This is a genomic window from Streptococcus bovismuti (genome assembly GCF_042436615.2).
GTDB lineage: Bacteria > Bacillota > Bacilli > Lactobacillales > Streptococcaceae > Streptococcus.
Map to the genome: position 1 here is coordinate 119232 of NZ_JBHMFR020000001.1, position 14956 is coordinate 134187.

Sequence of the window (14956 nt, forward strand, 5' to 3'; positions counted from 1 at the left end):
TGACTCAGGGGGCTTTTTTTGATATAATAAAAAGGACTGTTATCAGTTAGAAAGAGGTTGGTATGAAAGAATTACAAACTGTACTAAAGAATCATTTTGCAATCGAATTTGCAGACAAAAATTTACTGGAAACTGCCTTTACTCATACGAGTTATGCCAATGAGCACCGCCTCTTAAAAATTTCACACAACGAACGCTTGGAATTTTTAGGAGACGCTGTTCTACAGTTATTGATTTCAGAATATCTGTATAAAAAATATCCTAAAAAACCTGAGGGTGACTTGTCTAAACTCCGTGCCATGATTGTCCGCGAGGAGAGTTTGGCTGGTTTTGCGCGTGATTGCCAGTTTGACCAGTTTATTAAGCTTGGTAAGGGGGAAGAAAAATCGGGTGGTCGCAATCGTGATACCATTCTTGGTGATGCCTTTGAAGCCTTTCTCGGTGCCCTCCTTTTAGATAAGGATGTGGCCAAGGTCAAGGAATTTATTTATCAAGTCATGATTCCTAAGGTTGAAGCAGGCGAATTTGAGATGATTACAGACTACAAAACCCATCTCCAAGAGTTACTTCAGGTCAATGGCGATGTGTCTATTCGTTATCAGGTGATTTCTGAAACAGGGCCTGCCCACGATAAGGTCTTTGATGTAGAAGTTCTGGTTGAAGGCAAGAGCATTGGTCAAGGTCAAGGTCGTTCTAAGAAATTAGCAGAGCAGGAAGCTGCCAAAAATGCCGTTGAGAAAGGGCTGGATTCATGTATTTAAAGGAAATCGAAATTCAGGGATTCAAGTCTTTTGCTGATAAGACTAAGGTCGTCTTTGACCAAGGTGTGACGGCAGTTGTTGGACCCAATGGATCTGGAAAGTCAAATATCACAGAAAGCCTGCGATGGGCATTGGGAGAGTCCAGTGTTAAGAGCCTCCGTGGTGGCAAGATGCCGGATGTTATCTTTGCTGGGACCGAAAGTCGCAAACCACTCAATTATGCTTCTGTAGTTGTGACTCTGGATAATAATGACGGATTTATCAAGGACGCAGGTCAAGAAATCAGGGTAGAACGCCATATCTATCGTAGTGGAGATAGCGAATACAAGATTGACGGCAAGAAAGTCCGTCTGCGTGATATTCATGACCTCTTTTTGGATACAGGTTTGGGCCGAGATTCCTTCTCTATTATTTCCCAAGGGAAGGTTGAAGAGATTTTTAATTCTAAGCCTGAGGAACGGAGAGCTATTTTTGAAGAAGCTGCAGGAGTTTTGAAATACAAGACTCGCAGAAAAGAAACAGAGAGTAAACTGCAGCAAACTCAGGATAATCTGGATCGTCTAGAAGACATTATCTACGAGTTAGATAATCAAATCAAACCTCTTGAGAAGCAAGCTGAAAATGCCCGTAAGTTTCTAAATTTGGAAGGTCAGCGTAAGGCCATTTACTTGGATGTTTTGGTTGCTCAAATCAAAGAAAATAAGTCTGAACTAGAGTCGACTGAAGAAGAGTTGGCTCAGGTTCAGGAACTCTTGACGGGCTATTACCAAAAGCGTGAAAAATTAGAAGAAGAAAATCAGAATCTCAAGAAGCAACGTCAAGATTTACAAGCTGAGATGACCAAAGATCAGGGCAGTTTGATGGATTTGACCAGTCTAATTAGTGATTTAGAGAGAAAATTAGCTTTATCGAAACTAGAATCTGAACAAGTAGCCCTGAATCAACAGGAAGCACAAGCCCGTTTGGCTGCTTTGGAGGATAAGAGAAATTTACTCAGCCAAGAAAAATCTGATAAAGAAAGCTCTTTAACTCTGTTAGAGGAAAATCTAGTCCAAAATAATCAAAAACTGAATCAATTAGAGGCTGAATTACTAGCTTTTTCAGATGATCCTGATCAGATGATTGAGCTTCTACGTGAACGCTTTGTAGCTCTTTTACAAGAAGAAGCGGATGTCTCAAACCAGCTGACCCGTATTGAGAATGAGTTGGAAAATAGTCGTCAGCTTTCTCAAAAACAAGCAGATCAACTACAAAAACTAAAAGAACAACTGGCTACAGCTAAAGAGAAGGCCAGTCAGCAAAAAGAAGAACTTGAAACTGCCAAGGAGAAGGTTCAGAAATTATTGGCCGATTATCAAATCTGTGCCAAGGAGCAAGAGGAGCAGAAAACTTCCTATCAAACTCAACAAAGTCAACTCTTTGACCGTCTGGATAGTCTCAAAAACAAGCGGGCTAGAGCCCAAAGTCTGGAAAACATCCTGAGAAATCATAGTAACTTTTATGCAGGTGTTAAGAGTGTTCTCCAAGAGAAAGATCGTCTAGGTGGAATAATTGGGGCAGTTAGTGAGCATCTGACCTTTGATGTGCATTATCAAATTGCCCTAGAGATTGCGCTTGGAGCCAGCAGTCAGCATATCATCGTGGAAGATGAAAACGCGGCAACTAAGGCGATTGATTTCCTCAAACGAAACAGAGCTGGTCGTGCCACCTTCCTTCCTTTGACAACGATCAAGGCGCGTACGATTTCTAGTCAGAACCAAGATGCTATCTCTGCAAGTCCAGGTTTCCTTGGTATGGCAGATGACTTGGTGACATTCGATAATAGGTTGGAAGCTATTTTCAAGAACTTGCTAGCTACGACGGCTATTTTTGATACCGTAGAACACGCGCGTGCAGCAGCTCGTCAGGTTCGTTATCAGGTTCGTATGGTGACATTGGACGGTACAGAGTTGCGCACAGGTGGCTCTTACGCAGGTGGAGCCAATCGCCAGAACAACAGTATTTTTATCAAGCCAGAACTGGAGCAATTGCAAAAAGAAATTGCTGAAGAAGAAGCAAGTCTTCGTTTAGAAGAGGTATCTTTGAAGACCTTGCAAGATGAGATGGCTAGATTGACAGAAAGATTAGAAGCTATCAAATCTCAAGGAGAGCAGGCACGTATTCAGGAGCAAGGCTTGTCCCTCGCTTATCAGCAGACCAGTCATCAAGTTGAAGAACTGGAAACTCTTTGGAAACTCCAAGAAGAGGAATTAAATCGTCTTTCTGAGGGAGATTGGCAAGCAGATAAGGAAAAATGCCAAGAGCGACTTGCTACTATTTCCAGTGACAAGCAAAATCTGGAAGCTGAGATTGAAGAGATTAAGTCTAATAAAAATGCCATCCAAGAACGTTATCAGAACTTGCAAGAACAGGTAGCGCAAGCTCGCTTGCTTAAGACAGAACTACAAGGGCAAAAACGTTATGAAGTAGCTGATATTGACCGTCTAGGCAAGGAATTGAATAATCTAGATATCGAACAAGAGGAAATCCAGCGCCTTCTTCAAGAAAAGGTTGATAATCTGGAGAAGGTTGATACAGATTTGCTCAGTCAACAGGTAGAAGAAGCCAAAACTCAGAAAACAAACCTCCAACAAGGTTTAATTCGCAAGCAGTTTGAGTTGGATGATATTGAAGGTCAACTGGATGATATTGCTAGTCATTTGGATCAGGCTCGCCAGCAGAATGAAGAGTGGATTCGCAAGCAAACACGTGCTGAAGCTAAGAAAGAAAAGGTCAGCGAGCGCTTACGTCATCTACAAAGCCAATTAACAGACCAGTATCAGATTAGCTATACTGAAGCTTTAGAAAATGCGCATGAGTTGGAAAATCTCAATCTGGCAGAGCAAGAGGTGCAGGACTTAGAGAAGGCTATTCGTTCGCTGGGTCCGGTCAACTTGGAAGCTATTGACCAGTACGAAGAAGTTCACAACCGTCTGGACTTTCTAAATAGTCAGCGAGATGATATTTTATCAGCGAAAAGTCTGCTTCTTGAAACCATCACAGAGATGAATGATGAGGTCAAGGAACGATTTAAATCCACCTTTGAAGCTATTCGTGAGTCCTTTAAAGTGACATTCAAGCAGATGTTTGGTGGAGGTCAGGCGGACTTGATATTGACTGAGGGCGACCTTTTAACAGCTGGTGTGGAGATTTCTGTTCAACCTCCAGGTAAGAAAATCCAGTCGCTTAACCTCATGAGTGGTGGTGAAAAAGCTCTGTCAGCTCTAGCTTTGCTTTTCTCCATTATTCGTGTCAAGACCATTCCATTTGTTATCTTGGATGAGGTAGAGGCTGCACTTGACGAAGCCAATGTTAAACGTTTCGGGGATTACCTCAATCGATTTGATAAGGACAGCCAGTTTATCGTCGTAACCCACCGTAAGGGAACCATGGCGGCAGCCGATTCTATCTATGGAGTGACCATGCAAGAGTCAGGTGTCTCAAAAATTGTTTCGGTTAAGTTAAAAGATTTAGAAAGTATTGAAGGATGACAATTAAACTAGTAGCAACGGATATGGACGGAACCTTCCTAGATGAGAATGGACGCTTTGATATGGACCGCCTCAAGTCTCTCTTGGTTTCCTACAAGGAAAAAGGGATTTACTTTGCGGTGGCTTCGGGGCGCGGATTTTTATCTCTAGAAAAATTATTTGCTGATGTTCGTGATGACATTATTTTTATCGCAGAAAATGGCAGTTTGGTCGAATATCAAGGTCAGGACTTGTATGAAGCGACCATGTCTCGTGAGTTTTATCTATCAACTTTTGAAAGGCTGAAAACGTCACCTTATGTAGATATCAATAAATTGCTCTTGACGGGGAAAAAGGGCTCTTATGTGCTAGATACGGTTGATGAGACCTATTTAAAAGTGAGTCAGCACTATAATGAAAATATACAAAAAGTAGCGAGTCTGGAAGATATTAAAGATGACATTTTCAAATTTACAACCAACTTCACAGAAGAAACGCTAGAAGCTGGGGAAGCTTGGGTAAACGAAAATGTCCCTGGTGTTAAGGCCATGACAACTGGCTTTGAATCCATTGATATTGTTCTGGACTATGTCGATAAGGGTGTGGCCATTGTTGAATTGGCTAAAAAACTTGGCATCACAATGGATCAGGTTATGGCTTTTGGAGACAATCTAAATGACTTGCATATGATGCAGGTTGTGGGACATCCTGTAGCTCCTGAAAATGCACGACCTGAAATTTTAGAATTAGCAGAGACAGTGATTGGTCATCATAAGGACCAGTCGGTTATAGCTTATATGGAGGTCTTATAATGGCAGATATAAAATTGATTGCATTGGACTTGGACGGGACCTTGCTGACTACTGATAAAAGGCTGACGGATCGCACCAAGGCAACCTTGAAAGCTGCGCGTGATCGTGGTATCAAGGTCGTATTGACAACTGGTCGTCCCTTAAAAGCCATGGATTTCTTTCTCCATGAGCTAGGGACTGATGGTCATGCAGATGAGTATACGATTACTTTTAATGGAGGTTTAGTTCAGAAAAATACAGGTGAAATCCTTGATAAAACAGTCTTTTCATATGATGATGTGGCACGTTTGTATGAAGAAACAGAGAAATTATCACTGCCTCTTGATGCCATCTCAGAAGGAACTGTTTATCAAATTCAATCTGACCAAGAAAGTCTTTATGCCAAATTCAATCCAGCATTGACCTTTGTTCCAGTAGACTTTGAAGACTTGTCTAGTCAAATGACCTACAATAAGTGCGTGACTGCCTTTGCTCAAGAACCCTTGGATGCAGCCATTCAGAAGATTTCTCCAGAATTGTTTGACCAATATGAAATCTTTAAATCACGGGAAATGTTGCTAGAGTGGTCACCAAAGAATGTTCATAAAGCAACAGGTTTGGCAAAACTGATCAGCCATCTAGGAATCGACCAAAGCCAAGTGATGGCCTGTGGTGACGAGGCCAATGACCTTTCTATGATTGAATGGGCAGGGTTTGGTGTTGCCATGCAAAACGCTGTTCCTGAAGTTAAGGCAGTCGCAAATGTAGTGACGCCAATGACCAATGATGAAGAGGCTGTTGCTTGGGCTATCGAAGAATATGTGCTAAAGGAGAACTAAGATATGGGATTGTTTGACCGTCTATTCGGAAAAAAAGAAGAACCTAAAATCGAAGAAGTTGTAAAAGAAGCTCTGGAAAATCTTGATTTGTCTGAAGATGTTGAGTCTTCTCTTACAGAAGCTGAGGAAGTTTCTCAAGAAGCTGTGCTCCAAGAAGAGAAAATCCAAGACACAGTTGAAGAAAGTATGGATTCAGGGTCAGATGTAGAGGTTCATCAAGAAGAAGTCGAAGTATTGCCAAACTCAGAAGAAGTCACAGAGGAAGGGAATACTGAGCTCCTAGAGACTGTAGAAGAAAATAGTTCTGAAGTGCTTGAACCAGAAATGACTCAAGCAGAAGAAACTGTTCAGGAAAAATATGACCGCAGTCTTAAGAAAACTCGTACAGGCTTCGGAGCTCGTTTGAACGCCTTCTTTGCTAATTTCCGCTCTGTCGATGAAGAATTCTTCGAAGAACTGGAAGAACTGTTGATCATGAGTGATGTTGGTGTTCAAGTCGCTTCTAACTTAACAGAGGAGCTTCGTTACGAAGCCAAGCTTGAAAACGCCAAGAAACCGGACGCACTTCGTCGTGTCATCATTGAGAAATTGGTTGAGCTTTATGAAAAGGATGGTAACTACGATGAAAGCATCCACTTCCAAGATGGCTTGACAGTCATGCTCTTTGTTGGTGTTAATGGTGTTGGGAAAACAACTTCTATCGGGAAACTAGCCCACCGCTACAAACAAGCAGGTAAGAAGGTCATGTTGGTTGCGGCAGATACCTTCCGTGCAGGGGCAGTAGCCCAGCTAGCTGAATGGGGTCGTCGTGTGGACGTTCCAGTTGTGACTGGACCTGAAAAAGCTGATCCAGCTAGTGTTGTCTTTGATGGTATGGAACGTGCCGTAGCAGAAGGGATTGATATTCTCATGATTGATACTGCAGGTCGTCTACAAAATAAGGACAATCTTATGGCTGAGTTGGAAAAGATTGGTCGTATCATTAAACGTGTTGTGCCAGAAGCGCCTCATGAAACTTTCTTGGCTCTTGATGCATCAACAGGTCAAAATGCCCTGGTACAGGCCAAAGAATTTTCAAAAATTACACCTTTGACAGGAATTGTTTTGACTAAGATTGATGGAACTGCTCGAGGTGGTGTTGTTCTAGCCATCCGTGAAGAACTCAATATTCCTGTAAAATTGATTGGTTTTGGTGAAAAAATCGATGATATTGGTGAGTTTAACTCAGAAAACTTTATGAAAGGTCTCTTGGAAGGCTTAATTTAATCAGAAGCAAAAATCCTGCAAGGCATAAACTTGCAGGAATTTTTTTATTCTAAGCGACCATCTTGACGATAGGCGATATCTGGTTGCCAAGTCCATTTGGCACCAAATTTTTCAAGTAAGTCAAAGCTGGCTTGAGGTCCCATGCTTCCAGCTTTATAGTCATGAAGTGGGGCACCATTTTCAGCCCAGAGCTCTTCGATACGGTCAATCAATTTCCATGATGCGCCAACTTCATCCCAGTGGCTAAAGTTAGTTGAGTTGTTATTTAAGACATCATAAATCAATTTCTCGTATGGTTCTGGAGAAGCACCAGTTGCGGTCGCATCTGTGCGGTAATCAAGTGAGTTAGGAGCTAAGTTGAATTCTTCTCCTACTTGTTTCCCATTTAGGCTAAGAGAGAAGCCTTCTGTTGGTTGGATATAGATGGTCAAAATATTTGGAGCAAGTGGTTCTCCAAAGATAGAATCCATTTGTTTAAAGACGATGTTGACATGAGTTCCTTTTTCAGTCAGACGTTTACCAGTACGGAAGAAGAAAGGAACACCACGGAAGCGATCGCTGTCTACAAAGAAGGCACCAGATGCAAAGGTTTCAGTTGTAGATTCTGGATTCACATTTGGCTCACTACGATAAGAGATATATTTCATGCCATCAATCTTACCTGAACGGTATTGACCACGGATAAAGTGTTCTTTAAGCTCTTCATCCGTTGGATGATAGAGGTTTTTAAAGACCTTAATCTTTTCGGCACGAATCTCGTCTTTTGTGAAGCTTGCTGGTTTGTCCATAGCAAGGAGAGAAAGAAGTTGTAGTGTATGGTTTTGTACCATGTCACGGAGTGCACCAGATTGGTCATAGTAGCCACCACGTTCTTCTACACCCAAGCGCTCCGCAAAGGTAATTTGAACATTGTCGATAAAGTCCTTGTTCCACACATTTTCAAAAATCAAGTTTGCAAAGCGAACTGCAAAGATACTTTGGATCATTTCCTTACCAAGATAATGGTCAATACGGAAAATTTGTTCCTCGTCAAATGTTGCTAGGAGCTCGTCATTCAACTTGCTTGCAGTTGCGTAATCTGTACCAAATGGCTTCTCAACGATTAAGCGCTCAAAACCTTTACCATCCACAATGTTTTCAGACTTGAGGTGTTTGGCGATAGTTCCAAAGAACTGAGGTGCCATAGACAAGAAGAAGAGCTTGTTGTGTTCAGCTTGGTACTTGTCATTTAGTTCAGCCTGCAATTGACGTAAAGCAATGTAGTGTTCTGTATCATTGACATCATGACTTTGATAGTAGAAGTGACTAGCGAACTCCTGAGCTTGTTCGGTACTATCTGCCAAATCAAGGATGGATTCGACTACAACAGATTCAAAATATTCCTTGCTCCAAGGACGACGAGCAGTTCCAATGACTGCAAAGTGCTCGGAAAGATTGCCGGATTTATATAGTCTAAAAAGGGAAGGGTAGAGCTTGCGTTTAGCCAGGTCTCCACTCGCACCGAAAATTGTAACAATAACCTTAGATGACATCTAGCTACCTAATTTCTATTTTTATTCCTAGTCTTGCTAGGTATGAGGAAACCTCATTTCATAAACTTAATTCTAACATAATTTTCCGAAAAATCAAAAAATCCAATACGAGATAGAAAAAAACTGCAAGGAAATCCTTACAGTTTGCGTTTAGACGTTTAAGACCTTGTCCAAGAACTCTTTCAGACGAGGGTGTTGAGGGTTGTCAAAGATTTGATCAGGTGTTCCGTCTTCAAGGAACTCGCCATCTGCAGTAAAGATAACGCGGTTGGCAACCTGACGGGCAAATCCCATCTCATGGGTTACGATGATCATGGTCATACCTTGCTCAGCCAATTCCTTCATAACGTTTAGTACGTCTCCGACCATCTCAGGGTCAAGAGCGGAAGTTGGCTCATCAAAGAGCATGATATCAGGATTCATGGCGAGTCCACGAGCGATAGCCACACGTTGTTTTTGACCACCTGATAGGCTATCTGGATTAGCATTAGCTTTATCTGCTAGCCCAACCTTGTCAAGCAATTCCATTCCCAATTTCTCAGCTTCTTCCTTAGTCATCAACTTGTGCTCAATAGGAGCAAAGGTGATGTTGTCCAATACGGACATGTGAGGGAAGAGGTTAAAGTGTTGGAACACCATTCCGATATTTTCACGAACGTGGTCAACGTTGGTTGTTTTTTCAGTTAAGTCATAGCCGTTCACAGTGATGTGACCACTAGTGACTTCTTCTAGAAGGTTGAGGCTACGAAGGAAGGTCGATTTACCAGAACCTGAAGGACCGATGATGCAAACAACATCTCCTTCATAGAACTTAGTCGTAATTCCTTTTAAAACCTCATTTTTTCCATAATGTTTGTGTAAATCATTTACATCAATTTTTAATTTTGCCATTAACGAATCCTCTTTTCTAAGCGTTTCGCTAGTCTAGTCAAAAGTGTGATAATTACAAGATAGAAGATAGCAAGGATTGCATACATCTTGAAACTTTGGTAGTTACGGGCGATGATAATCTTACCAGTTTGGAAGAGTTCAACCAAACCGATAGCAGATACGATGGTTGTATCTTTAAGAGCGATAACGAATTGGTTAACAAAGTTTGGCAACATCAATTTAGTTGCTTGTGGCAGGATAATCTTACGCATGGTTTTGCCATAAGAGATACCCAAGCTTCGGCTGGCTTCCATTTGACCAACTGGGACGGCTTGAATACCACCACGAACAATTTCAGCGATATAAGCCGCTGCATTGAGTGAGAGGGCGATAGTACCAGCTACGAAGTCGTTAATTGGACTTTGTTGTCCTGTGATAGACTCGATGAAGTTTGGAATTCCCCAGAAGATGAAGGCTGCAAGAATCATCAAAGGAATACCACGGATAACGTCAACGAAAATCTCAGAAATCACACGAAGAGATTTGTATGGGCTAACGCTAAACATACCAAAGATAATCCCGATAACAATAGCAATAGCAAATGAGATAAGAGCTAGAGCAAGAGTGATACCAAGACCGCTAAGGAGTTGTTTGTAGTTGTTTTGAAGCAAGCCCCAGATAGTTGTCTCATCAACAGTACTTGTTGATGCAGATGAAGATTCGCTAGCTAGGTATTTATCAAGAATCTTTTGGAATTCACCGTTTGCTTTGAGGTTTGCAAGTCCGTTATTGAACATTTCAATCAATTCTGGATTTGCTCCTTTTTTAACGGCAAAGGCTGTTTCACCGATTGGAGTTCCAGCGATTGGAGTCTTCAATTTTTGACCTTGGCTGATAGAATATTTGAGAACAGGCTCATCATCCATAACCGCATCAATGGCCCCAGTATTTAGACTGTCATACATTGACGAACCATCAGCAAAGGTTTTGATTTTGTAACCGTATTTGCTTTGATTTTCTGTTAGGAAGGTTTGAGAAGCAGTTCCGTTTTTAACACCGACTGTTTTTCCTTTCAAATCTTCATAAGAAGCAATAGTGCTTGATTCCTTGACACCAAGGATGGTATTAGCAGTGTAGTAGGATTCTGAGAAATCAAAAGTTGCCTTACGAGCATCTGTGACAGACATACCAGCAATGATACCATCTGCTTGACCAGCTTGGACAGCGCTAATAGCTGCATCGAAACCAGGGTTAGTAATTTCAATTTCAAAACCTTGGTCCTTAGCGATTGCCTTAATCAATTCCATATCAATACCAGTGAATTGGTTGCTTGAATTTTGGAAAACAAAAGGTGCAAAAGAAGAATCGCTGGCAATGATATATTTAGCTTTAACAGGAATGGCTTTTAAGCCTGCTAGAGTAGTTGTAGTTGGCACTGCTGAAGATGATGAAGCAGTCCATTTCTTGATGATTTTATCAAGACTACCATCTTTTTTCATTTCAGCCAAGGCTTGGTTAAATTCAGTAACTAGGTGCTCGTATTTGCTTCCTTTTTTAACACCGAAAGCAAAACTCCCTACAGCTTCACCGTCCATTTCAATATGGAGGTCTTGACCTTGGTTAATAGCATATTCGATAACAGGTTTGTCATCCATCATGGCATCGATGGCACCAGCACTCAAGCTGTTGTTCATCAAATCACTAGTGTCAAATGTTTTAATAGTAAAGCTGTATTTATCTTTGATTGTTTCAAGAAAACGTTGAGCGGCTGTTCCGTTTTTAACACCAACAGTTTTACCAGTTAATTGGTCGTACTTGCTAATCTTGTGTGCCTTTGTAGTTGCAATGACAACTTTTGTATCATAGTAAGTATCAGACATGGTGAAGACTTTTTCACGTTCTTTAGTCTTTGTCATCCCTGCCATGATAGCGTCAGCTTGACCAGCTTGAACCGCATTGACCGCTGCGTCAAATCCAGGATAGGACATCTGAATATTCCATCCCTTAATCTCAGCGACCTTGTTGATAATGTCAACATCAATTCCTTTATAAGTTTGATCTGAATCTTTAAACTCAAAAGGCGCATAGGCGGTATCAGAAACAATCTTAATCGTCTCTGCTTTCGCAATACCTAATGAGAAAATTGGGAATAAAATTAGCAAAAATGCTAGAAATTTTTTCTTCATTTTTAGTCTCCTTTTCCGAATATTTTCCCATTATATCAGAAAAAGTAAAAAAAGGCAAATTTTTATATTTCTGTGTCAGAAAATGTAACATTGTTTTTTCTTTTCTTTCTTGAATTGCTATTAAAAAGTGCTATAATAATAGTATATATAGAAGAAAAGAGGACAGGGATATGAAGAACAAAAGAATATTTAAAGACTTCCAAGCTTCAAAAATGAGTTTAAACATTTACACAAGCCCCTTGTTAGCCTTTGCTTTTGTCTTCATAGGAGAGTTTGTGGCTTATACTCTGTATGGTATTAGTTTGTTTGCTCTCATCGGACTTGCTAGAAATTTTGGAGAGGCTGGTCAAAATCTTGCAAGCTACTTGCAGACTTTGCATGCGAGCTTGACGGATAAATCAAGTGACCTTCATTTAATTTTAGAATTGCTGTCTTTTGGTTTTATTCTCAATACTGTGTTCAGATGGACTAAAAAAGTTGAGAAAAGACCTATTCGAACCTTGGGATTTTATAGAGAGAATTTTCTCAGCAATCTTCTGAAAGGATTTGGCATAGGTCTGACTCTTTTTCTCCTTACTTTGTTAGGTTTGGTAGCCTTGGGCCAATATCGTTTGGAGTCCATTCGCTTGAATCCTTATTCGCTTTTCTTTGTTGTCTTTTCTATCCCATTTTGGATTTTACAGGGGACAGCAGAAGAAGTGGTGTCCCGTGCTTGGCTCCTTCCTCAATTGGCCTCAAGAACCAATTTAAAACTTGCTGTTGTCATATCTAGCATATTTTTTACCCTGCTTCATATGGGGAATTCTGGTTTAACACCTCTATCTCTAGTGAATCTCTTCTTATTTGGAGTTGCCATGTCTCTTTACCTGCTCAAAACCGATACAGTTTGGGGTGTTGCAGGTATTCATGGCGCTTGGAATTTTGCTCAGGGCAATCTCTTTGGGATTTTAGTTAGTGGTCAACCATCAGGAACATCTCTGATGACCTTTTTACCACAAGGAAATCAAGCCTGGCTATCAGGTGGTTCTTTTGGGATAGAAGGTTCTATCATGACAAGTTTAGTCTTGTTACTTTTGATTTTCTATCTCGCTCATCAATTAAAGAAAGAAAATGAAAGGATGTGACTTCGGTCTGTCCTTTTCTTCGTGAAAATGCTACAAGTATGCTAAAATAGGAATAGCACACGGAGAGAGGATTCTTATGATCAATCGTATTACAGATAATCAATTTAAGCTAGTATCAAAATATCAACCATCAGGAGATCAACCCCAAGCTATCGAGCAATTGGTTGATAATATAGAGGGTGGCGAAAAAGCTCAGATTCTGATGGGGGCGACTGGAACAGGGAAGACCTATACCATGAGTCAGGTTATTTCCAAAGTCAATAAACCCACTCTGGTCATTGCCCACAATAAAACTCTGGCAGGACAGCTCTATGGGGAGTTTAAGGAATTTTTCCCTGAAAATGCTGTTGAGTATTTCGTATCCTACTATGACTATTACCAGCCAGAAGCCTATGTCCCTTCTAGCGATACCTATATTGAGAAGGATAGTTCTGTCAATGACGAGATTGACAAGCTTCGTCACTCAGCGACTTCGGCTCTTTTGGAGCGTAATGATGTCATTGTCGTTGCCTCTGTCTCTTGTATTTATGGTTTGGGTTCGCCCAAGGAATACGCTGATAGTGTCGTTAGTCTCCGTCCAGGTCTTGAAATTTCTCGTGATAAACTCTTAAATGACTTGGTGGATATCCAGTTTGAGCGAAATGATATTGATTTCCAACGCGGAAGATTTCGTGTACGTGGGGATGTGGTAGAGATTTTCCCAGCTTCCCGTGATGAACATGCCTTTCGAGTAGAATTTTTTGGAGATGAAATTGACCGTATTCGTGAAGTTGAGGCTTTGACAGGTCAGGTCTTGGGAGAAGTGGATCATTTGGCGATTTTCCCAGCCACTCACTTTGTGACCAATGACGACCATATGGAAGTTGCTATAGCCAAGATTCAGGCCGAGTTGGAGGAGCAGTTAGCTGTCTTTGAGAAGGAAGGAAAACTACTTGAAGCTCAGCGTTTGAAGCAGCGGACAGAGTATGATATTGAAATGCTACGCGAGATGGGCTATACCAACGGGGTTGAGAACTATTCACGTCATATGGATGGACGAAGCGAGGGAGAGCCTCCTTATACGCTTCTCGACTTCTTCCCAGATGATTTCTTGATCATGATTGACGAGAGTCACATGACTATGGGACAAATCAAAGGCATGTACAATGGAGACCGTTCGCGTAAGGAAATGTTGGTTAATTATGGTTTCCGTTTACCATCAGCTTTGGACAATCGCCCTCTCCGTCGGGAGGAGTTTGAGAGTCACGTTCATCAGATTGTTTACGTTTCAGCAACACCAGGTGACTATGAAAACGAACAGACTGAGACAGTGATTGAGCAAATCATTCGCCCAACAGGTCTTTTAGATCCTGAGGTGGAAGTCCGTCCGACAATGGGACAGATTGATGACCTCTTAGGTGAAATCAATGCCCGTGTTGAAAAGAATGAGCGTACCTTTATTACCACTTTAACCAAGAAAATGGCAGAAGATTTGACCGACTACTTTAAGGAAATGGGTATCAAGGTTAAGTACATGCACTCGGATATCAAGACTTTAGAACGGACGGAGATTATCCGTGACCTGCGCTTGGGTGTCTTTGATGTCTTGGTCGGAATCAACCTGCTCCGTGAGGGGATTGACGTTCCTGAGGTAAGTTTAGTTGCCATTCTCGATGCTGACAAGGAAGGTTTCCTTCGTAACGAGCGTGGACTCATCCAGACCATTGGACGTGCTGCCCGTAACAGCGAAGGCCATGTCATCATGTATGCGGACACCGTTACCCAGTCTATGCAACGTGCTATCGATGAAACTGCCCGTCGTCGCAAAATCCAGATGGCCTATAATGAAGAACACGGTATTGTGCCTCAGACAATCAAGAAAGAAATCCGTGACCTGATTGCCGTGACTAAGGCAGTTGCCAAGGAAGAGGACAAGGAAGTCGATATCAATAGCCTCAACAAACAAGAGCGCAAAGAACTTGTCAAGAAACTAGAAAAACAAATGCAAGAAGCCGTCGAAGTGCTTGACTTTGAACTAGCAGCTCAGATTCGTGATATGATGTTGGAAGTCAAGGCGTTGGGTTAGAATAGTACTTAAA

10 protein-coding genes are annotated in these 14956 nt (G+C 41.4%); 7 read left to right on the top strand and 3 right to left on the bottom strand.

Annotated features, from left to right (window positions below; all coding sequences use genetic code 11):
- Window positions 1-62: 62 nt before the first annotated feature.
- From rnc to ftsY, 5 genes are read left to right on the top strand one after another with little or no spacing between them, the layout of a single operon-like run.
- The gene (gene rnc / locus ACERDH_RS00600; RefSeq protein ID WP_033688897.1) at window positions 63-761 is read left to right on the top strand and encodes a ribonuclease III; all 699 of its coding nucleotides are present in this window, start codon (window positions 63-65) and stop codon (window positions 759-761) included.
- On the top strand, window positions 752-4291 hold the full coding sequence (smc, locus tag ACERDH_RS00605) for a chromosome segregation protein SMC (RefSeq protein ID WP_386681486.1): 3540 nt from the start codon (window positions 752-754) through the stop codon (window positions 4289-4291). The genes rnc and smc overlap by 10 nt, the downstream gene beginning before the upstream one ends.
- Window positions 4288-5082, top strand: coding sequence for a Cof-type HAD-IIB family hydrolase (locus ACERDH_RS00610; protein WP_386681489.1), 795 nt, complete (start codon window positions 4288-4290; stop codon window positions 5080-5082). Before smc ends, ACERDH_RS00610 begins: the two co-directional genes overlap by 4 nt.
- Window positions 5082-5900: a Cof-type HAD-IIB family hydrolase gene (locus ACERDH_RS00615; protein ID WP_386681491.1), complete on the top strand. Its 819-nt coding sequence runs from the start codon at window positions 5082-5084 to the stop codon at window positions 5898-5900. The genes ACERDH_RS00610 and ACERDH_RS00615 overlap by 1 nt, the downstream gene beginning before the upstream one ends.
- 3 nt (window positions 5901-5903) lie before the next feature.
- A complete protein-coding gene (ftsY, locus tag ACERDH_RS00620; protein ID WP_386681493.1) occupies window positions 5904-7166 on the top strand; it encodes a signal recognition particle-docking protein FtsY in 1263 nt (420 codons plus the stop codon).
- A gap of 44 nt (window positions 7167-7210) precedes the next feature.
- On the opposite strand, the gene zwf is transcribed toward ftsY, so the two are convergent.
- The 3 genes from zwf to ACERDH_RS00635 all read right to left on the bottom strand — a co-directional run bounded on the left by zwf (window position 7211) and on the right by ACERDH_RS00635 (window position 11754).
- Window positions 7211-8698 carry a glucose-6-phosphate dehydrogenase gene (gene zwf / locus ACERDH_RS00625; RefSeq protein ID WP_049501794.1) on the bottom strand — a complete coding sequence of 496 codons (1488 nt, stop codon included), beginning with the start codon at window positions 8696-8698 and terminating at the stop codon, window positions 7211-7213.
- Between the two features lie 150 nt (window positions 8699-8848).
- On the bottom strand, window positions 8849-9589 hold the full coding sequence (locus tag ACERDH_RS00630) for an amino acid ABC transporter ATP-binding protein (protein ID WP_001096315.1): 741 nt from the start codon (window positions 9587-9589) through the stop codon (window positions 8849-8851).
- On the bottom strand, window positions 9589-11754 hold the full coding sequence (locus tag ACERDH_RS00635) for an ABC transporter substrate-binding protein/permease (protein ID WP_261050742.1): 2166 nt from the start codon (window positions 11752-11754) through the stop codon (window positions 9589-9591). The genes ACERDH_RS00630 and ACERDH_RS00635 overlap by 1 nt, the downstream gene beginning before the upstream one ends.
- Before the next feature lie 170 nt (window positions 11755-11924).
- Between ACERDH_RS00635 and ACERDH_RS00640 the strand changes: the two genes are divergently transcribed.
- Window positions 11925-12878: a CPBP family intramembrane glutamic endopeptidase gene (locus ACERDH_RS00640; RefSeq protein WP_386681499.1), complete on the top strand. Its 954-nt coding sequence runs from the start codon at window positions 11925-11927 to the stop codon at window positions 12876-12878.
- A 76-nt stretch (window positions 12879-12954) separates the two neighbouring features.
- The gene (uvrB, locus tag ACERDH_RS00645) at window positions 12955-14943 is read left to right on the top strand and encodes an excinuclease ABC subunit UvrB (RefSeq protein ID WP_049491718.1); all 1989 of its coding nucleotides are present in this window, start codon (window positions 12955-12957) and stop codon (window positions 14941-14943) included.
- Window positions 14944-14956: the final 13 nt, after the last annotated feature.